This is a genomic window from Arcobacter rhizosphaerae (assembly GCF_049472155.1).
GTDB lineage: Bacteria > Campylobacterota > Campylobacteria > Campylobacterales > Arcobacteraceae > Arcobacter_B.
The window spans coordinates 125,496-146,207 of record NZ_JBMOVW010000006.1; the positions used below are offsets into that span (position 1 = coordinate 125,496).

General features: G+C 28.1%; 15 protein-coding genes. 9 read left to right on the plus strand and 6 right to left on the minus strand.

Annotated elements, in window-relative coordinates; translation table 11 throughout:
- Window positions 1-49: 49 nt before the first annotated feature.
- Window positions 50-2,626 (minus strand): bifunctional aconitate hydratase 2/2-methylisocitrate dehydratase, encoded by a 2,577-nt coding sequence (locus ACH5BH_RS10795; protein ID WP_423298347.1) that lies wholly within the window; start codon window positions 2,624-2,626, stop codon window positions 50-52.
- Window positions 2,627-2,997: 371 nt separating this feature from the next.
- On the opposite strand from ACH5BH_RS10795, the gene ACH5BH_RS10800 reads away from it, so the two are divergent.
- Window positions 2,998-3,438, plus strand: a complete 441-nt coding sequence (locus tag ACH5BH_RS10800) for a YiiD C-terminal domain-containing protein (RefSeq protein ID WP_423298348.1) — start codon at window positions 2,998-3,000, stop codon at window positions 3,436-3,438.
- Between the two features lie 8 nt (window positions 3,439-3,446).
- On the opposite strand, the gene fumC is transcribed toward ACH5BH_RS10800, so the two are convergent.
- Entirely contained in the window at window positions 3,447-4,844 is a 1,398-nt protein-coding gene (gene fumC / locus ACH5BH_RS10805) for a class II fumarate hydratase (RefSeq protein WP_423298349.1), read from the minus strand.
- Window positions 4,845-4,866: 22 nt separating this feature from the next.
- A complete protein-coding gene (locus tag ACH5BH_RS10810; RefSeq protein ID WP_423298350.1) occupies window positions 4,867-5,004 on the minus strand; it encodes a hypothetical protein in 138 nt (45 codons plus the stop codon).
- A 274-nt stretch (window positions 5,005-5,278) separates the two neighbouring features.
- On the opposite strand from ACH5BH_RS10810, the gene ACH5BH_RS10815 reads away from it, so the two are divergent.
- On the plus strand, window positions 5,279-6,538 hold the full coding sequence (locus ACH5BH_RS10815) for a biosynthetic peptidoglycan transglycosylase (RefSeq protein ID WP_423298351.1): 1,260 nt from the start codon (window positions 5,279-5,281) through the stop codon (window positions 6,536-6,538).
- 67 nt (window positions 6,539-6,605) lie between these two features.
- Window positions 6,606-6,860 carry a hypothetical protein gene (locus tag ACH5BH_RS10820; RefSeq protein ID WP_404303695.1) on the plus strand — a complete coding sequence of 85 codons (255 nt, stop codon included), beginning with the start codon at window positions 6,606-6,608 and terminating at the stop codon, window positions 6,858-6,860.
- Window positions 6,861-6,874: 14 nt separating this feature from the next.
- On the opposite strand, the gene yddG is transcribed toward ACH5BH_RS10820, so the two are convergent.
- A complete protein-coding gene (yddG, locus tag ACH5BH_RS10825; protein WP_423298352.1) occupies window positions 6,875-7,768 on the minus strand; it encodes an aromatic amino acid exporter YddG in 894 nt (297 codons plus the stop codon).
- Window positions 7,769-7,937: 169 nt separating this feature from the next.
- Here yddG and ACH5BH_RS10830 point away from each other — a divergent pair, with 169 nt between their 5' ends.
- From ACH5BH_RS10830 to ACH5BH_RS10855, 6 genes are read left to right on the plus strand one after another with little or no spacing between them, the layout of a single operon-like run.
- The gene (locus tag ACH5BH_RS10830) at window positions 7,938-9,671 is read left to right on the plus strand and encodes an AMP-dependent synthetase/ligase (protein WP_423298353.1); all 1,734 of its coding nucleotides are present in this window, start codon (window positions 7,938-7,940) and stop codon (window positions 9,669-9,671) included.
- Window positions 9,672-9,681: 10 nt separating this feature from the next.
- Entirely contained in the window at window positions 9,682-10,956 is a 1,275-nt protein-coding gene (locus ACH5BH_RS10835) for a thiolase family protein (protein WP_423298354.1), read from the plus strand.
- Between the two features lies 1 nt (window position 10,957).
- Window positions 10,958-13,066, plus strand: coding sequence for a 3-hydroxyacyl-CoA dehydrogenase NAD-binding domain-containing protein (locus tag ACH5BH_RS10840; protein WP_423298355.1), 2,109 nt, complete (start codon window positions 10,958-10,960; stop codon window positions 13,064-13,066).
- Window positions 13,054-15,414, plus strand: coding sequence for an acyl-CoA dehydrogenase (locus ACH5BH_RS10845; RefSeq protein ID WP_423298356.1), 2,361 nt, complete (start codon window positions 13,054-13,056; stop codon window positions 15,412-15,414). The genes ACH5BH_RS10840 and ACH5BH_RS10845 overlap by 13 nt, the downstream gene beginning before the upstream one ends.
- Window positions 15,411-17,543, plus strand: a complete 2,133-nt coding sequence (locus tag ACH5BH_RS10850; RefSeq protein WP_423298357.1) for an alpha/beta fold hydrolase — start codon at window positions 15,411-15,413, stop codon at window positions 17,541-17,543. Before ACH5BH_RS10845 ends, ACH5BH_RS10850 begins: the two co-directional genes overlap by 4 nt.
- Window positions 17,544-17,584: 41 nt before the next feature.
- On the plus strand, window positions 17,585-18,415 hold the full coding sequence (locus tag ACH5BH_RS10855; RefSeq protein WP_423298358.1) for a M48 family metallopeptidase: 831 nt from the start codon (window positions 17,585-17,587) through the stop codon (window positions 18,413-18,415).
- Window positions 18,416-18,453: 38 nt separating this feature from the next.
- On the opposite strand, the gene ACH5BH_RS10860 is transcribed toward ACH5BH_RS10855, so the two are convergent.
- Both ACH5BH_RS10860 and aspA read right to left on the minus strand, forming a co-directional pair.
- The gene (locus ACH5BH_RS10860; protein WP_423298359.1) at window positions 18,454-19,164 is read right to left on the minus strand and encodes a YebC/PmpR family DNA-binding transcriptional regulator; all 711 of its coding nucleotides are present in this window, start codon (window positions 19,162-19,164) and stop codon (window positions 18,454-18,456) included.
- 64 nt (window positions 19,165-19,228) lie between these two features.
- Complete coding sequence (gene aspA / locus ACH5BH_RS10865) at window positions 19,229-20,647, minus strand: aspartate ammonia-lyase (protein WP_423298360.1); 1,419 nt, start codon at window positions 20,645-20,647, stop codon at window positions 19,229-19,231.
- Window positions 20,648-20,712 lie beyond the last annotated feature (65 nt).

The following is a 20,712-nucleotide window of genomic DNA, read 5'->3' on the forward strand; positions in this document are numbered from 1 at the left end:
ATCTTTAAAATAAACAAAGAGGATATTTCCTCTTTGTTTTAATTTAAGATTATCTTGAAGTAACTAATGTAGTTAAGTGATCTTTAGATACTTGATTGAAGTTTAAGTATTTATAAACTCCATCTTTATTTTGTTCAGTAATTTTCTTAGGTACAATATCCATATACTCTTCTTTAGATGGAAGTCTTCCAAGAAGTGCAGATACTGCTGCCATTTCTGCTGATCCTAAGTAAACTTTTGAGTTTTTACCAAGTCTGTTATCAAAGTTTCTTGTAGATGTAGAGAATACAACAGAACCTTCACTTACTTGTGCTTGGTTACCCATACATAAAGAACAACCAGGAATTTCAATTCTAGCACCAGCTGCTGCAAATGTAGCGTAGTACCCTTCTTCTGTTAATTGAGCTTCATCCATTTTTGTTGGAGGTGCAACCCATAATTTAGAAGGAACTTCACCCTCACCTTTAAGAACTTCACCTAAAGCTCTGAATAATCCAATATTTGTCATACAAGAACCAACAAATACTTCGTCAATATTTTTAGGTCTTTTTTCATCTGCTAAAATATTTGATAATGTATCAACATCATCTGGATCATTTGGACAAGCTAAAATTGGCTCAGTAATTGTATTTAAATCAATTTCAATTACTGCTTTGTATTCTGCATCTTCATCTGGTTGTAATAATTCTGGATTTGCTATCCATTCTTTCATCTTATCAGCTCTTCTTTGAAGAGTTCTAGCATCTTCATAACCTTCTTCAATCATTTTTTCAATTAAAGCAATATTTGAAGATAAGTATTCAATAATTGGTTCTTTATCTAACTGTACAGAACAAGCTGCTGCTGATCTTTCTGCTGCTGCATCAGATAATTCGAATGCTTGCTCAACTTTAAGATCTGGTAAACCTTGAATCTCAATAATTGTACCTGCAAAAACATTCTTTTTATTTTTCTTAGGAACAGTTAATAATCCATCTTGAATAGCTTGGTAAGGAATAGCATTTACTAAATCTCTTAGAGTAATTCCTGGTTGCATTTCACCTTTAAATTTAACTAATACAGACTCTGGCATAGTTAATGGCATCATACCTGTAACCCCTGCAAATGCAATAAGACCTGAACCAGCTGGGAATGAAATACCAATTGGGAATCTTGTATGAGAATCTCCACCAGTACCTACTGTATCTGGTAAACATAATCTATTTAACCATGAGTGGATGATTCCATCACCTGGCTTAAGAGTAACACCACCTCTTGAGTTAATGAAGTCTGGTAATGTATGTCTTAATTTAATATCTGCTGGTTTTGGGTAAGCAGCAGTATGACAGAATGATTGCATAACCATATCAGCACCAAAAGATAATGCTGCAAGTTCTTTAATCTCATCTCTTGTCATTGGTCCAGTTGTATCTTGTGATCCTACAGTTGTAGCAATTGGCTCAACGTACATACCTGGTCTAACACCTTCAATACCACAAGCTCTACCTACCATTTTTTGTGCTTGAGAGAAACCTTTTCCACTATCAGCTGGTTGTTCTGGAGCTAAGAATAAATCAGATGCACCTAAACCTAATGTTTCTCTAGCTTTTGCAGTTAAACCTTTACCAATAATTAAAGGAATTCTACCACCAGCTCTCATCTCATCAGTTAAAGTATTTGGAGATAAGTTAAATTCAGAAACAACTTCTCCATTCTTTTCGATTACACCAGCATAAGGCTTAACAACAATTTCATCACCAGTTTCTAAGTTATCAACTGGAGCTTCAATTGGTAAACATCCTGAATCTTCTGCTGTATTGAAGAAAATTGGAGCAATAATAGAACCAATTACAACACCACCTGTTCTTTTATTTGGAACACCTGGAATATCTCTACCCATGTGCCATTGAACAGAGTTAATTCCTGATTTTCTAGAACTTCCAGTACCCACAACATCACCAACATAAGCTAAAGGGTTACCTTTTTCTTTTAAAGTAGCCATTGTTTCTAATGGATTTTCCATTCTTGATTGTAACATTGCAGTTGCATGTAATGGAATATCTGGTCTTGTAAATGCAACAGTTGCAGGAGATAAATCATCTGTATTTGTTTCACCAGGGATTTTATAAACAGTTAATTTAATTTCTTCTTCTAAAGCTGGTTTGTTAGTGAACCACTCACCATTTGCCCATGATTCAATAACTTCTTTAGCTTTAGCATTTCCAGCATCCATTAAATCTTTTACATCATTGAATGCATCATATACTAAAATTGTATTTTTTAATTGCTCAGCAGCAGATTCAGCAACTTCTTCTACTTTAAGTGCCTCAATTAATGGTGTAACATTAAATCCACCCATCATTGTTCCTAAAATTTCAATAGCATCAGCTTTTGAAATTACAGAACATGAAACATTTCCTTGAACAATGTCATTTAAAAATGCAGCTTTAACATAAGCAGCGTCATCAACACCTGGGTTAATTTTATTTTTGAAAAGTTCTAAACAGTACTCTGCTTCCTCAACAGAATCTGCTTTTAGTAATTCTACTAATTCAGCAGTTTGCTCAGCAGTTAAAGCTAATGGAGGTAATCCACCTTCATTAAGTCTTTCTTGTGTGTGTGCTTTGTAATCAGCTAATAAACTCATATATTTATCTCCTATTTGATTTAAAAAGTTTAAAATATTATAACATAAACGAAAAAATAAGTATGTACAAAAATTGTAAACTATTGTACAAGTTTTAATTTATGTAAATAAAAGTTACAAAAAGAGCTATGTTTAAGCTATTCTATCAAACTATTACTATAGAAAATTAGTATTTAAGGGCAATAAGAAGAGTTTATTAAAACTATTTTGGTAAATTTATTAACTTTTCTTAAATTTCTTCAAATTCAACTTTTTATTGATATGTACAATTTTTGTGCTAGATTTAAGTAAAAATTAAAAAACAAGAATTTCTATTATTTTAAGTATTTAAGACTATAATTTTAGTAAAATTAATTATAATAGGAAAATTTTTGATTAATAAATTACAAAATAAACTACATAATGAGATACCGTTAACTAAGCTTATGAATATTGAAATTGAGAGTTATAGTGAAAAAGAATTAATTACAAAAGCTCCATTGGATATAAATATAAATGATAAAGGAACTGCCTTTGGTGGAAGTTTAAGTACTATGACAATCATCTCTTCGTGGAGTATGTGTTGGTTACTTTCACAGGAATTAAATATTGATAGTAAAAATATTGTTGTTATAAAAAATGAGAACTCTTATAGAAAACCTGTAACAAAAAACATCTCTTGTCACACAATTAAACCTTCAATAGAAGAGATTAAAAAACTTGAAAATAAAATAAAACAAAAAGGTAGTGCTTCTATAAAAATAAACTCTTCAATAATTGAAGATAATGAAGTTTGCGTAGATTTTGAGGGTATTTATGTGATTAAAGTGTAAGATTTCTCTTACACTTTAGCTTTTATCATCTCTTGGGGTCTTACATACTTATCAAATTCATCATAAGTTAAAATACCTAAATTCATAGCTTCTTCTTTTAGTGAAGTCCCATTTTTATGTGCTGTTTTAGCTATAAGAGCTGCTTTTTCATATCCTATATAAGGGTTTAAAGCTGTAACTAACATCAAAGATTCATTTAAATATTTTTCAATATTAAATTTATTTGCTTCGATACCAACTGCACATTTATCATTAAATGCAAACATTGTATCACTTAATAATCTAATTGATTGAATAATATTTAAAGCAATTACTGGTTTAAATACATTTAACTCAAAGTTACCTTGTGAAGCAGCAACACTTACAGTTGTGTGATTTCCCATAACTTGAACAGCAACCATTGTCATAGCTTCACTTTGAGTTGGGTTTACTTTACCTGGCATAATTGAACTTCCAGGTTCATTTTCAGGAATACTAATCTCACCTATTCCACATCTAGGTCCAGAAGAAAGCCATCTAATATCATTTGCTATTTTCATAAGATTTGAAGCAAGGGCATTTAAAACTCCACTTAATACTACTTCTCCATCATGTGCTGTTAAAGCATGAAATTTATTTGGATGAGATTTAAACTTATATTCTGTATTTGTTAAATCATTTAGAACTTCTGCAACCATTGGAGAAAAATCTGGATGAGAGTTAAGTCCTGTTCCTACAGCTGTACCACCAATGGCAAGTTCAACTATGTATTTCATAGAATCATCTATTTGTAATAAAGCTTTATCAAGCATATCTACATAAGCTGATATTTCTTGTCCTAAAGTAAGTGGAGTTGCATCTTGTAAATGAGTCCTTCCTATTTTTACAACATCTTCAAATTCTTTTACTTTATTCTCAAATGTAGTCTTTAACTTATTTATAGATGGAGTTAATCTTTTTTGTATCTCTAAAACAAAAGCAATTCTCATAGCAGTTGGATAAGTGTCATTTGAACTTTGACCTTTATTTACATCATCATTCGGATGAACTGGCTTTTCAACTCTAAAATCACTTCCTAAAATTTCACTAGCTCTTGAAGAGATTACTTCATTCATATTCATATTTGATTGAGTTCCTGAACCTGTTTGCCAAACAACTAAAGGGAAATTTCCTTCAAGTTTTCCATCAATAACTTCATCGCAAGCTTGTGAAATAGCATTTGTTTTCTTATCATCTAATCTTTTAAGTTTATTATTTACTATAGCACAAGCTTTTTTAAGATACGCAAACCCCTCAACTACTTCTTTTGGCATTTTTTCTTCACCAATTGGAAAATTTTCTACACTTCTTTGAGTTTGAGCTGCCCAATACTTATCATTTGGTACTTGCATTTCTCCCATCGTATCTTTTTCTACTCTATATTGCATTTACGTTCCTTTTGATATAAATTTATTTATTTTTATTGAATATTTCTTTTTTTGAAATTAATTCTTGCATTTCCAAAAAATTATCTAATTTTAGAACTAATAACAATGAAACTGCTCCAACAAACAAAATACATATTAACATTATAAAAAGTAATTCCATTTTCTTACTCCTATTTTGATATCAATTATCATTATATATTATAGTTTTTTAAATTGCTCTTAATTTTAATAAAGCATAGATATATTTTCAAGCTATTGTCAATTATGAATTTTTACGCAATAAATAGAAAAAACTTTCTTAAGTTATTTAGTATATAATTAACAAATTAAATATAAAGGATTAGATTATAGATAAAAATTTAAATAATGAATGGAAACAGCATTTCCCTACTTATACATTTAATGATCGAGATATTGCTTTGGAAGAGTACAAAATGTCATCTAAATTACTTGAATCAGAAGAACGTATTTTTATTAATGCTTCAAATATAACCTTAATATTTAGCACAGCAGTTGGATCCCTTATAGTAAGTTATAATGAAAAAATATCAAATTTATTTAAAGATACACTATCAACTGAGTTTGTAATTTCTCTTATTATCTTATTCATAATATTTTTCACTAGTATTACATTAAAATATTTTGCAGACAGACAAAAATCTATATTATTTGCGACTAGGAAAGTTATAATATTAAGAAGAATGTTAGGAATAACATATGGAAGTATTCAATTAATATTGCCAAATTGGCGTATTGAAGGAGCAGATCAGCCATTATCAGTAAAACTATTTCCAGGATGGTCTACATATGTAGCTTATCCATTTTATATTTTATCTACAATATCAAGTATAGTAATTGTTGTTTTAATAATAACTCTAAAACTAATAGATAACTCTCTTATAAACTATTTTATAATTATAGCATTTCTTATATTTTTTATATTCTATATGTATATTTATAGAATGGCTTTGCTCGATGTACATGAAAAACCTCTTTATATTTTTACAAAAAATATTTCTAAAATAATAAATTTAAATTTAGTCAGCAATTTTGAGTACATTATATATAGGGCAAAATTAGCAAAATATGAAACAAATCGCCAAAATATAGATTTAAATAATTTAAAAGATATATTGATTTTTATTGAAGATAAAGAATTTAAAAATCATATAGGAGTGAGTTTCAAAGGATTAACAAGAGGTTTAAAAAGCATTCTTACTGGCACTTCAAAAGCAGGTGGTTCAACAATTACTCAACAAATTGTAAGAACTTTATTTATTCAAGATTTAAATAAAACTTATAGAAGAAAAATCATAGAAATAATGTTAGCAATATGGTTTAATAAGATAATTTCTAAAAATGATCAGTTAGAAGTTTATCTATCTGCTGTAAGATTTGAAAAAAATGTATTCGGAATTACTGATGCAATGAATTATTTTTGGGATGAGCTTATTAAAGAACCAACTAATGCACAGTCATTTTTTTTAATAGAACGAGTATCTAATATAAAATCCAAATTACTTATAAATAAGATAGTACAAACTGTAAATAATGCAAAGGAAAAAAATATCTTATTTGAAAAAGATATTATAGAACTAATAGATTTATATGATAAAGCAATTAAAAATAAAAAAATTTTAGCAACTTCAAAGGATATAAAAATATTGAAGAACAAATTAAATATTAAGGAATAAAACTTATGACAACTTCTTTAGAAATAAAGCTACTTTTGTTATAATCACAAAAAAATAGGATAAAGATATGTCAAATGTTGAAAAATTAGAAAAGATACTTAAAGAAGAGTTTATTCCTGAACTTGATGAAAGTTTACTTGAACTTGCGAATATAACTCAATCATGGAAAGCGACAAGTGATGATAAAGAAGAGTTTGAAGATTTAAAAGAAATGAAAAAGTTCTTTGATAATGTTGTAGAAGATTTAGAAAAAAATGATATAAATGAAGAAGAAGCTTTAGAAATAATCCAAGCTTTAGATGAAATGAGATTAGAAAAATAAAAGGATTTAACCTTTTATTTTCTATTAAATATAAAATTCTTAATTAATTTAAAATATGCAATTGAACTTATAAAAGAACCTGAAATAATAAAAATACAAGCCATTATAACTGCAAATGTAAACTCTCCAAAACCTAACATAACTAATAAAAGTGTTGACAAAAGTGGAGTAAAATATGAAATTGAACCCAATAACTTTATATCTGCATTTTTAACTCCATAATCCCATAAATAAAAAGCTCCCCCAACTGGTCCTAAACCTAACATTAAAGCTCCAAAAAGTTCACTCATATTTGGAATTACTGTTGTTTCAAATATAAAATGACAAGTAGCAGAAAAAAGTGCTGTAGCTATACAGAAACCTGTTACTGCATAAGTTGGAATATGAGAAAGTGTTCTTGATATAACAGAATATGAAGACCAAGTAAATGCAGCTATTAAAGCAAATATATATCCCCACATATATTGCATATCAAAATTAAAACTACCATCTTTTGATACTAGAAAAAATGCTCCTATTAAACCTAAACAGGCTCCTAATATATGATACCATTTAAGCCTTTCATTTGGTAAAAAAGCTGAAAAAACTACAATTAATAAAGGCCATAAATAATTTAACAAATTTGCTTCTACTGCTGGTGCATTTTTCATGGCTAAAAAATAGAAAAAGTGATAACCAAATAAACCACAAATACCAATAATCCAGCCTTTTATAGGTATTTTGAATAATTTGTTAAAAGAAATATCTTGTTTTTTTAATAAAATTAAACCTATAAAAGAAGCAACAAAAAATGACATTGCTGTTAATTGAAACGCAGGAATATTTGTAGTCATAATAGAGAATAAACCCAATGATGCCCATAATAATATCGCAAATACTCCAAATATATTACCTCTTTTTACTTCCATATTACCTCATTATTAAATAAAATTTTTTAGCAAGAATTGTACAACTTTCTTGTTTAATACTTGTTTTCTTAAAAAATAATAAAAGATTTATATTAAAAAAATAATTTCTATTTCTTTTTAATTTTAATGGTACAATAGTTTTAAATGTTCATTAGTGAAAGGATACACTATGGATTCAAATAATTTTAAAACATTCAGTGAGCTTTTCTCTCACATAATAAATAACTACAAAAATGAATCTTTTCTAAACTATTTAGAAAATGGTAAATACAAAAATATTTCTATTGAAACTTTTAAAAATAAAGTTATTTGTTTAAGTTTAGCAATGAAAGATTTAGGTATTAAACCTGGTGATACAGTTGCTATTTTTGCTAACTCATCTCCTTTTTGGTTAATCTTTGATTTTGCTATTCATGAAATTGGTGCTATAAGTGTTCCTATTTTTGCCAATATCTCTTCAAAAAACTTGAATTTTGAAATACAAGATGCAAATATCAAATATATCTTTATTGATAATGAAGAAAGAATAAAAGATATAGAAGATGAACATAGTGATCTTATTTTTATCACTCATAATTTTTGTATTAAAGAAGAAAGATTTTTTAATGTTGATGATATTTTAGTTATAGGACAACAAATATGTGACTCAAAAGGATTTGAACCACATAAACCAAATGAAGATGATATATTTTCTATTATTTATACAAGTGGAAATACAGGAACTCCAAAAGGTGTAATGCTTACACATAAAAATATAATCTCTCAACTTCATGATATTAATACACTCATATCATTAAAACAAAATGAAACAGCCTTATCTCTTTTACCCTTAGCTCATATTTTTGAGAGAACTGTTATGAGTTATTATTTAAGTCGTGGTATTAGTATTTATTTTGTAGATGATATTACAAACGTAGCAAATCTTTTAAAAGTAGTTAAACCTACTATCATGACAGCTGTTCCAAGATTACTTGAAAAAATATACAATAAAATTCAAACAAATATCTCGAATAAACCTTTTATCAGTAGATTTTTAGCCTCAAAGGCTTTTGAGTATGCTCAAAATGAAAATATGAATAAAGATAGCTTTTATTTTACGATTTTCGATAAAGTTGTTTATAGTAAATTTAGAGAAATTTTTGGATTAAGACTTACTAAACTTGTAAGTGGTGGTGCTGCTCTTCCTAAAGATATTGCAGTTTTTTTTAATAATATTGGTGTACCTATTTATCAAGGTTATGGACTTACAGAGTTTTCACCAGTTATTTCTACAAACTATCCAAATAACAATAAATTAGGCTCTTCAGGAAGAGTAATTCCAAGTGCTACAATTAAGATTTCCCAAGAAGGTGAACTATTAGTAAAAGGCCCTTCTTTAATGAAAGGCTATTTAAATCAAGAAAAACTAACTAATGAAACTATTGATAATCAAGGGTGGTTACATACAGGCGATATAGCAAGAGTAGATGAACAAGGCTATTTATATATCACTAGTAGAAAAAAAGAAGTTTTTAAAACATCAACAGGAGAATATGTAGCGGCTGTGAAAATAGAACAAAAATTAGCAAAAAATAAATACATTGAGTTTGCTGTAGTAATAGCAAATAATAGAAAGTACACAACTGCCCTACTTTTTGTAGATAAGGAGATTTTTAATGAAGCAAAAAGACTAAATAAACACTTAACAATACAAGAGTATTATAATAATGAAAAAATTACTTCTGAAATAAATAATCATATAAAAGAGGTAAATAAAGACTTAAATGAGTGGGAGAAAGTAGTTCAATACAAATTAATAACAAATGATATTTCAATTGAAACAGGAGAATTAACTCCTTCAATGAAAATATGTAGAGCCTTTATTGAACAAAAGTATGAAAATGACATAAATAGTATGTATTAGGAGAGCCATCATGAAAGAAAGAATAGCAATAATAGACGGACTTAGAAGTCCTATCGCTAAAGCAAATGGCAAATTAGATTTAGTTAGTGCAGATACACTTGGAGCTATTATTACAAAAGAGCTTGTAAGTAGAAATAATCTTGATTATAAACTTTTTGATGAAGTAATAATAGGAAATGTAGCTCAACCTGCAAATGCAGCAAATATAGCAAGAGTATTAGCTATAAAAGCTGGTTTCCCTCAAAGTACTATTGCATATACAGTTCATAGAAACTGTGCTTCTGGAATGCAAGCAATTTCATCAGCTATTGAAAAAATTCATACAAATCAAGGTGATTTATACCTAGCAGGTGGAGTTGAATCTATGAGTAATATTCCACTGCTTCATAGTGACAAATTAAGAAGACTTATTACAAAACTAACTTATGCAAGAAGTTTTCAAGAAAAACTTAAAATATTAGGAAGTTTTAGACCAAGTTTTTTAAAACCTGTGATTGGATTAATATCTGGATTAACTGACCCAATATCTGGAAAAATCATGGGTATTACAGCTGAAAACTTAGCAAATGAGTTTAAAATCAGTAGATTAGCCCAAGATGAATATGCCTTAAACTCTCATCTAAAAGCTCAAAAAGCCATAGAACATGGAGTTTTAAAAGATGAAATTCATCCTATCATGACAAAAGATGCTTCTATTATTGATGATGATGGAGTAAGATTTAATCAAAATATGCAAAGTCTTTCAAAGCTAAGACCTATTTTTGATAGATTAAGTGGAACAGTTACAGCTGGAAACTCATCACAAGTATCAGATGGAGCTTGTAGTTTAATAGTTACTACTGAATCAAAAGTAAAAGAGTTAAATCTTGAACCACTTGGTTTTATAAGTGACTACTCTTATGCAGGATTAGAAGCTTCAAGAATGGGCTTAGGGCCTGTTTATGCAACTAAAAAACTTTTTGATAAAACAGGAACTTCACTAAAAGATATAGATGTAATAGAGTTAAATGAAGCCTTTGCAGCACAAGTAATAGCAAATTTAGAAGCTTTTAAATCAAAAAGCTTTTGTAAAAAAACTTTTGGAAGTGATGCACTTGGTGAAATTGATGAATCTATACTAAATATAAATGGTGGAGCTATAGCTCTTGGTCACCCTGTTGGAATGAGTGGTGCAAGAATAGTTTTAACTGCACTTAAAGAACTTAGAAGAAGAAAAGCTAAAAAAGCCTTAGCAACACTATGTATTGGTGGTGGACAAGGTGCAGCTTTCTTATTGGAGGTGTAAAATGAAGAATTTAAATTTAGAAATCAAAGATGGTATTGCAAGAATTACTTTTGACTTAGAAAATGAAAAAGTAAACAAACTATCTACAAAAGTCTTAAGTGAATTTGATGAGACTTTAGATGTAATAAAAAACAATTCTTCTATAAAAGCTCTTTTAGTTCAAAGTGCTAAGAAAAATATTTTTATTGCTGGTGCTGATATTGAAGAGATTGAGACTTTAAGTAAAGAAGAAGAGATTTATGAACTTCTTATGAAAGTACACTCTATTTTTAATAAATTAGAAAATCTTCCATTTCCATCTATTGCTTATATAAATGGCGCTTGTATGGGTGGAGGTTTAGAATTAGCTTTAGCTTGTACTTATAGAGTTGCCACAACAAGTGCTAAAACTAAACTTGCTTTTCCTGAAATAAAACTAGGAATATTCCCAGGTTTTGCAGGATGTTTAAGAGCTCCAAAAATAGTAGGACTTGTAAATGCCTTAGATATTATCTTAAGTGGTAAAAATCTTGATGCAAAAAAAGCTTATAGAATAAAACTTGTTGATGAGATTTTTGATGATGGACAAAAAGAGTTTAAACTTGAAGATTTCATACAAAAAGCTATAAAAAACGAAGTAAAAAGTAGAAAGAAATTTGCTTTACTTGAAACATGGCCTTTAAGAGAAATTGTATTTTCAAAAGCTTATAAAAATTTAGAAAGAAAAGTAAATAAAGACTTCAAAGCTCCTTATGTAGCACTAGAAGTTATCAAAAACACTTTTGATAAGTCTTTTGAAGAAGGTTTAAAAGTAGAAGCAAGAGAGTTTTCAAAAATAGCAATAACTCATGAATCAAAAAATATGATTAAACTATTTTTTACTTTCCAAAAACTAAATAAAAATTATGAAAAAACTTCTAATCCTATAAATAATGCTGTTATTTTAGGAAATGGAGTTATGGGTAAAGGTATTATTTGGCTATTTTCTAAGTATCTTCAAAATGTAAGAATCAAAGTTAGAAAAATTGAGCAAATTCATAGCATTTTAAAAGATGTATCTAAAATATATGACTTCTTAGTAAAAACAAGAAGAATGACAGCAAATCAAGTTGATTTTAAACTAAATAAAATCACTTACACAGATAAATTTGAAGGTTTAAAAAATAGTGATATTGCTATAGAAGCTATTATTGAAGATGAAAAAGCAAAAAAAGATGCTTTTAAAAGCTTAGAAAATAGTATGAAAGATGATGCAATTATTGCTACAAATACCTCATCTATATCTATTGAAAAACTATCAAGTGATATTAAAAACAAAGAAAACTTCTTAGGAGTTCACTTCTTTAATCCTGTAAATATGATGCCACTAGTAGAAGTAATACCAACTTCACATACATCAAAAGAGACTATAAACAAAATTTTTGAACTTTTAATCTCTTGTGGTAAAACTCCTATTTTAGTAGGAGATTGTGCAGGATTTATTGTAAATAGAATTTTACTTCCTTATTTAAATGAAGCTGCATTTATTTTAGAAGAGCATGGAGATATTAAACATATTGATAAACTTATCAAAAACTTTGGTATGCCAATGGGGCCTTTTACTTTAGCTGATACAGTTGGAATTGATATTGGTTATAAAGTTGCTACTATTTTAAATGAGGCTTATGGTCAAAGAATGCCAGTAGCACCTATAATAGAGAAAATCTACAACAAAAAAGAATTAGGAGTTAAAACAGGTTCTGGTTTTTATACATACAAAAATAAAAAAGTACAAGATATAAATACTAATGTTACGTCTATGCTAGATAACAAGAGTAAAATTTTAAATGACGAGGATATTATTAATAGATGTATATTTATTATGATAAATGAAGCCTCAAGATGTTTAGAAGAAGGAATTGTTGATGATCCAAATATTATAGACTTTGCTATGATTACAGGAACAGGTTTCCCTCCATATAAAGGTGGGCTTTGTACTTTAGCAAATAAAATTGGGATTAAAAATGTTGTTAAAAGTTTAGAAAAATATGAAAGAACTTATGGGGAAAGATTTAAACCAAGCTCTTTATTATTAAAACTTCAAGAACAGGACAAGGACTTCAATACAGGAGAAACATTATGGAAACACTAATTTTAATTTTAATACTTTTAGTTTTGGGATATATGAGTTTCCCATTATATGCTTATTTTACAGTTGTTGGGGTTTATTCGTTAATATTCTTTGACTTTGGTGTAATATCTTGGCTTATATTCTTTGCTTTAGCTGCATTATTTTTAATTCAGCCTTTAAGAATAAAGTTTATTACGAAAAAACTTGTTGATTTTATAAACAAAAATGGTTTACTTCCAAAAATTTCACAAACAGAAGAAGCAGCACTTCAAGCAGGTACAAACTGGATTGAATCAAGTTACTTCAAAGGAAGAGTAAATTTTAGTGAAGTTTTAGAAGAAAAAGTCACTGAATTAACACAAGAAGAACAAGCCTTTTTAGATAATGAAGTTGAACAATTATGTGCTATGACTACGGATTGGCAAATCTTCCAAGATAGAGATTTAAGTCCTGAAGTTTGGCAGTTTATCAAAGATAAAAAATTCTTTGGAATGATAATTCCTAAAAAATATGGTGGTCTTGGATTTAGTGCAACTGCACACTCAAAAGTGATTGAAAAGCTTGTATCAAGATCTCAAGTTTTAGCTATTACAGTTATGGTTCCAAATTCACTAGGTCCTGCTGAGTTAATAGAAAAGCATGGGACAAATGAACAAAAAGATAAATACCTAAAAGATTTAGCAACAGGTAAGCAAGTACCTTGTTTTGGTCTTACTGAACCAAATGCAGGAAGTGATGCAACATCTATTAAATCAAATGGGGTTTTATTCAAAGATGAATCAGGAAAAATAAAAATAAAACTTAATTTTGAGAAAAGATATATTACTTTAGGAAATATAGCAACACTTATTGGTCTTGCATTTGTTTTAAAAGACCCTGAGCATTTATTAGGTGAAGAAGAGAATCTTGGAATTACTTTTGGTTTAGTTGACCATAAAAAAGATGGTGTTGATAATTCAAGAAGACATGACCCTCTTACAATTCCTTTTGTAAACTCACCTTTATATGGTAAAGATGTAATTATTGATTTAGAAGATATTATTGGTGGAATTGATGGTATTGGTAAAGGTTGGCAAATGTTAGTTGAATCTTTATCTATAGGTCGTGGTATTTCACTTCCTTCTGTATCTTTAGGTGGAAGTAAATATGCTTTAAATATTGTAAGTTCATACTCACAATTAAGAGAACAATTTGGATTAAGTATCAACCACTTTGAAGGTGTTGAAGAAAAAATTGCTAAAGTAACTGCTTTTACTTATATGTTAAATGCAAGTAGAAACTATACTTTAGATGCAATTGATAATGGTCAAAAACCAGGTGTTATTAATTCAGTTATGAAATATCATGCAACTGAGAAGTTTAGAGAAGTTATAAATGACTCTATGGATGTTTTAGGTGGTAGTGCTATTATTAGAGGTAAAAACAATCTATTAGCTCATGCTTATTTTGCTTTACCTATTTCTATTACAGTTGAGGGAGCAAATATCTTAACTAGAAATTTAATGCAATTTGGACAAGGACTAATAAAATCTCATCCATATATTTATAAACAAATAAACGCTTTAAAAGCAAACAATGTTGAAAGTTTTGATAAAGGTTTCTTTTCCCATGTAGGTTTAGGATATACATCATTTTGTAAAAGTTTATTTTACTATTTTACAAGAGCTTATATCGTTTGTGAAAAAGGTGAGTTTAGTAGATACAAACAAAAAGTAACTTGGGTTAGTTCAGAATTTACATTTTTAACAAACCTTGCCTTAGGTATTTTAGGACCTGCACTTAAAAAAAGAGAAAATATTAGTGCAAGATTTGGAGATATACTTTCAAACCTTTATTTAATTACTGCAACATTAAGAGAGTTTGAAAACAATCCAAAAGAAGAACATAAAGACTTAGTTAAATATATTTGTGATTATTGTTTCAATGATATTCAAATAGCAAGAGAAGAAATAATCTCAAATCTTGGTGGTTTATCTTGGCTTTTACCAATAGTAAAACTAAATCCTTTTGGAGTAAAAGCAGCAGATAAATTAAATGCAAAAATTATAAATACATTAAACAATGAAGATAGTTTAAAAGAGCTTTGTTCAAATATTTTTATAGATAAAAATGAAGAAGATAGATTCTCAAAACTTCAAAAAGCAGTTAAATTAAATAGACAAAACCAAGATAATTTTAAAATTCTCAAAACTGCTATAAAAGAAAAAAATATAGAACAAGGTGAGTTTAAAGATATGGTTGAACAATTGATTCAAAAAGGTTTAATCACAGAAGAAAAAGCAACATCAATGATTCAAGCACACGAACTAAAACAAGAAGTTGTAAGTGTTGATTCTTTTAAAGTTGACGAATATAAGGCTTCACGATGAAAAAAAAAGATTTGCTAATAAATACTAATGGTTATATTTTAAGTTTGCTAGAAAAGATTTTAGATGCAAATGTACAAATAAAAGGTATTGAAAATATACCTAGAAATAATCCTAGAATATTTGTAGCAAATCACTTTACAAGAACCGAAGCAATGCTTGTACCTTATACCATGTATAATCTAACAGGGAAAAAAGTAGGAGTTATTGCTGATGATTCACTATTTAAAACCTATTTTGGAGATTTTTTAAGCAATTTAGGTGCTATGAAAAAATCAGACCCCCTAAGAAACAATCATATTATAGGAGATTTAGTTACGTCATGTAAAGACTGGATGGTTTTTCCAGAAGGAAGAATGGTAAAAGCAAAAGATATAGAAAAAATAGGTAAACACTTTTGTGTAAAGATAGATGGAACTTGTCAAAGAATTTATACAGGTGCCAGCTATTTTGCCCTTCTCTCTCAAGCTTTAAGACAAGACTATTTTAACCATAAAATAAAGAATTTCAAAAAATTTCAAAGAAAGTATTTTATAAATGATTGTAGTGAAATAAATGAAAATGATACAATGATAGTACCTATTAATATTTCTTATTCAAAAATTAGAAATGGCAGAAACTTTTTAATTGATATGGTTGAAAAGCTTATAGATAATATAGGTAAAAACTTCAAAGAAGAGTTAGAAATAGAAACTAATATAGTTTTAAATTCTAAAATTATTATTCAGGTGTTAGAACCTATTAGTACAAAGCAACTTCTTCAAGCCTATCAAAATGAACCTAATCACTCTAAAACAATTAGTGCTATTAGATATGAAACTACACATAATTTTATGAACACAATTTATCAGTCATTAACTATCAATTTTGATCATATTTTTATTTTAGTACTTTTCTTATATCCAAAAAAAAGAATTAATATAAAAGTATTTAAAAGATTGATTTATTTAGTAATAAATAAACTAAGAAACCGAAACTATTTTTTAGATGATGATATTGATAAAGATTTAATTTATCTAATCTCTTATGAAAAATATGAACAGTATGAAGAAGTTTTAAAAATAGCAATAGATGATGATATCTTATATGATGCGAATGATGAATATATAATCAATAAACAAAAACTTCTAGCTAGTTATACTCATCATACAATAAGAATAAAAAACATTTTAAAAGTAATTTTAAATGAAGTTTTAGTAAATGAGAAAGTTGTAAAAATAACAAAAGACTATGTAGAAAATAGTGAAGATAAAATAAATAAAAAAATCGTAAAACTTCTTATAAAACAACAAAAAGATTCATATTTAAAAAGTTATATGAAGTTTAAAGAGTTTGCAGATGTAAAAAATATTGATATTGGAGAAAATAAATATTTAGACTTAGAAACAAGTGATACTTGTATTATTACAGTACATGGTTTTTCTTCAAGCCCAAAAGAAGTTGAACAATTAAGTATTTATTTACACTCAAATGGTTTTGCTGTTTACTCTCCAAGATTGGATGGACATGGAACTAGCCCAGAAGATTTGAAAAATAAAAAATGGGAAGATTGGTACAAAAGTGTATCTCAAACAATAACTATTGCTTCTATAAAATATAAAAAAGTATTTATTATTGGATTTTCAACAGGAGGATTATTGTCACTTCTTAGTGCAAATAAGATATATCATGAATTTACAGCTATTGTTTGTATAAATGCTGCATTAAATCTAAAAGATATCAGGGTAAAAACTCTTTTACCTGCTGTATCTTTTTGGAATGAAATTGTAAAACTATTTAATAGCAATGAATATTCAAAAGATTATATAGAAAACAATTCTGAAAATCCAAAAGTAAATTATGATAAATTTTATGTTGATTCAATTAAGCAATTAAGTATATTAATGGATAAAACAAGACAAAAACTAATAAATGTAACTCAACCTTGCTTAATTATTCAAGCAAAAGATGATCCTATAGTTAATGCAAGTAGTGCTTATGAAATCTTTGAAAAGATAAGTTCAAAAGATAAAGAACTTGTTATTACAGAAGATAATAAGCATATTATAATAAATACAGATGGAAAAGAAGAGCTTTTTGAAATAATTCTAAAATTTATTAAAAAGAATCTATATCCACAGTTTTTACACTAAAAAGTTTTAGTATAATTATAAAAAAGAATAAAGGAAACATTATGAAGTTATTGAAAAATCTTTTTTTAGTAACTCTTATATCTTTAATTATTGTAGGTTGTACTCAAAAAACACCTTACACAAATAGGTCTCAAATGATTTTTATGTCACCTAAAGAAGAGTTAGCATTGGGTGAAAAATCATACAAACAAGCCTTATCTAAATCAAAAGTACTTACGAATACTAAAGATGCAAAAAGAGTTAAGAATATTGGTTTAAAAATTGCACAAGTTGCTAATAGACCTGATTTTAAATGGGAATTTAAACTTGTAGAAAATAAAGCAAAAAATGCTTTTTGTTTACCTGGTGGAAAAGTAGTAGTTTATACAGGAATTTTAGAAGTTGCACAAAATGATGATCAATTAGCAACAGTAATGGCACATGAAGTTGCACATGCATTAGCTAGACATGGAGCTGAAAGAATGAGCTCTGCTATGGTTCAACAAGGATTACAAGTAATTGGAAATGTAGTATTAGCTTCAACTGCACCTGAATATACAAATGTATTTAATCAAGCCTATGGAGTAGGAACTCAACTAGGAGTTATGCTTCCTTATGGAAGACTACAAGAAAATGAAGCCGATGAAATAGGTATTTATCTTATGGCAAAAGCAGGTTATAATATACATGAAGCTTTAAACTTTTGGAAAAATATGAGTAAGGGTAAAAAACAAACAAATGAGTTCTTCTCAACTCACCCAAGTTCAAGTACAAGAATAGCAAATATTCAAAGAGTTATTGAAAAAATAAAAGCAAAAGGTATTTCAAAATCTAGAAGTTTAACTACACAAAATAGTAGTAAAAGTAATCTTTTAGGTAAACAAGTATATTAAAAACAAAGAGAATTTACTCTTTGTTCTTATAGTCTAAATTAAGCCATATTTGTATAAACAGCTTGAACATCATCATCATCTTCAAGTTTTTCTAATAACTTTCCAATCTCTTCTTGTTGTTCTTCTGTAAACTCTTGAGGATTATTTGAGATTCTCTCTAATTTAGCTTTTGTAAGTTCAATTCCCATATCTTCAAATGCTTTATTTAAAGTACCAAAATCTTTATAATCAGCTGTAACTAATACAATTCCATCTTCTTCTTCGATTTCTTCAAGTCCTGCATCAATTAATTCTAGTTCTAACTCTTCTAAATCCATATCATCAGTTTTGTTAAATTCAAAGATAGCTTTTCTATCAAACATAAACTCTAATGAACCAGTTGGTGCCATTGAACCACCATTTTTATTAAAGTGCATTTTTACATTTGCTACTGTTCTTGTATTATTATCTGTTGCTGTTTCTACAAAAATCAGTACGCCATGAGGTCCTTTACCTTCAAAGTTTACATCTGTATAATTTGCTGAATCTTTTCCAGTTGCTCTTTTAATAGCTGCTTCAATATTTGTTTTTGGCATATTTTCAGCTTTTGCATTTAAAATAGCAGTTCTTAATGCTGAGTTCATTTCAGGATCAGCTCCCCCTGCTTTTGCAGCTATTTCAATAGTTTTTGCTAATTTAGGGAAAACTCTAGACATTGCTCCCCATCTTTTCATTTTTGCGGCTTTTCTATATTCAAAGGCTCTACCCATAAAAAATACTCCAATTATGTTTTTTGTGGGGATTATAACAAGTTTGTAATAAAGATGTCATTATTTAAAGTTTACATTCACCTGAAAATGAGGGATGAGTCATATTTTCAGGTTTTAAATATTCATCCAACTGTTCTTTTGAAAGTAATTTTTTCTCTAAAACAATATCATATACACTTCTATTTGTATCAAGTGCTTCTTTTGCAACAGCAGTTGCATTGTGATAACCTATATATGGATTAAGTGCTGTAACTAAACCAATAGAGTTTAAAACTTGGTTTTTACATACATCTTCATTTGCTGTAATTCCATCAACACATTTAAAAGCTAAAGTTTCAAAGGCATTACACATCATATTTACAGATTGAAAAAGATTGTAGGCTATTATTGGCTCGAAAACATTTAACTGTAACTGTCCACCTTCACTAGCTAAAGAAATAGTTGTGTCATATCCTATTACTTGGAAAGCTACTTGATTTACAACTTCTGGAATTACTGGATTTACTTTTCCTGGCATGATTGAACTTCCTGGTTGCATTTTTGGAAGATTTATTTCATTTATTCCTGTTCTTGGACCAGAACTTAAAAGTCTTAAGTCATTACATATCTTTGATATTTTTGTAGCGATTGATTTTAAAACCCCTGATACATGAACAAAAGTAGAAGTATCTTGTGTGGCTTTTACTAAATCACAAGCTGTTACAAAAGGTCTATTTGTAACTTCTTCTAATTTCTCTTTTACAAGTGCTGCATATTTTGAGTTTGTATTTATTCCTGTTCCTATTGCTGTACCACCAAGATTCATTTGTGCAACTAAACCTTTTGCCATTTCGATTACTTTTATATCATCATCTATCATTAAAGCAAAAGAGTTAAACTCTTGTCCTAATGTCATTGGAACTGCATCTTGAAGTTGAGTTCTCCCCATTTTTATAATATTTTCAAACTCTTTTGCTTTTGATGAAAAAGACTCTTTTAAAGTTTTCATTTTATTTTGAAGTTTACAAAGGTATTCATAAAGAGCTAATCTTACAGCTGTAGGATATACATCATTTGTAGATTGAGACATATTTACATGATTGTTTGGATGAATAAACTCATATTCACCTTTTTTCTTTCCTATTAATTCTAATGCAATATTAGCTATTACTTCATTTGCATTCATATTTGTAGAAGTTCCAGCTCCTCCTTGAATAACATCTACTATAAACTGCTTATGATATTTTTTTGCAAAAAGTTCATCACAAGCAGAACAAATTGCATCACATATCTTATCATCAAGAAGTCCTAGTTTATTATTTGCTAAAGCAGAAGCTTTTTTTACTTGTGCTAAAGCAATAATAAGTTTTGGAAAATTTGATAAAGGCACACCTGAAATTGAAAAGTTTTCTTTTGCTCTTAAAGTTTGAATTCCATAATAATATTTATTTGAAATCTCTTTTTCACCTAATAAATCACACTCAATTCTATATTTATTCTTCATAATAATCCTCAAAACAATTTAATAATTATTATTTTACACTCTTTTTCTATTAGTTTGTTTAAACT

What these genes read in the sequence shown, in the direction of transcription:
- yddG (WP_423298352.1), bottom strand. Translation starts at nt 7,768, where the DNA reads ATGGAAGTAAAAAGAGGTAATATATTTGGAGTATTTGCGATATTATTA.
- ACH5BH_RS10840 (WP_423298355.1), top strand. Translation starts at nt 10,958, where the DNA reads ATGAAGAATTTAAATTTAGAAATCAAAGATGGTATTGCAAGAATTACT.
- ACH5BH_RS10855 (WP_423298358.1), top strand. Translation starts at nt 17,585, where the DNA reads ATGAAGTTATTGAAAAATCTTTTTTTAGTAACTCTTATATCTTTAATT.
- fumC (WP_423298349.1), bottom strand. Translation starts at nt 4,844, where the DNA reads ATGCAATATAGAGTAGAAAAAGATACGATGGGAGAAATGCAAGTACCA.
- ACH5BH_RS10815 (WP_423298351.1), top strand. Translation starts at nt 5,279, where the DNA reads ATGTCATCTAAATTACTTGAATCAGAAGAACGTATTTTTATTAATGCT.
- ACH5BH_RS10850 (WP_423298357.1), top strand. Translation starts at nt 15,411, where the DNA reads ATGAAAAAAAAAGATTTGCTAATAAATACTAATGGTTATATTTTAAGT.
- aspA (WP_423298360.1), bottom strand. Translation starts at nt 20,647, where the DNA reads ATGAAGAATAAATATAGAATTGAGTGTGATTTATTAGGTGAAAAAGAG.
- ACH5BH_RS10835 (WP_423298354.1), top strand. Translation starts at nt 9,682, where the DNA reads ATGAAAGAAAGAATAGCAATAATAGACGGACTTAGAAGTCCTATCGCT.
- ACH5BH_RS10830 (WP_423298353.1), top strand. Translation starts at nt 7,938, where the DNA reads ATGGATTCAAATAATTTTAAAACATTCAGTGAGCTTTTCTCTCACATA.
- ACH5BH_RS10795 (WP_423298347.1), bottom strand. Translation starts at nt 2,626, where the DNA reads ATGAGTTTATTAGCTGATTACAAAGCACACACACAAGAAAGACTTAAT.
- ACH5BH_RS10820 (WP_404303695.1), top strand. Translation starts at nt 6,606, where the DNA reads ATGTCAAATGTTGAAAAATTAGAAAAGATACTTAAAGAAGAGTTTATT.
- ACH5BH_RS10860 (WP_423298359.1), bottom strand. Translation starts at nt 19,164, where the DNA reads ATGGGTAGAGCCTTTGAATATAGAAAAGCCGCAAAAATGAAAAGATGG.
- ACH5BH_RS10845 (WP_423298356.1), top strand. Translation starts at nt 13,054, where the DNA reads ATGGAAACACTAATTTTAATTTTAATACTTTTAGTTTTGGGATATATG.
- ACH5BH_RS10810 (WP_423298350.1), bottom strand. Translation starts at nt 5,004, where the DNA reads ATGGAATTACTTTTTATAATGTTAATATGTATTTTGTTTGTTGGAGCA.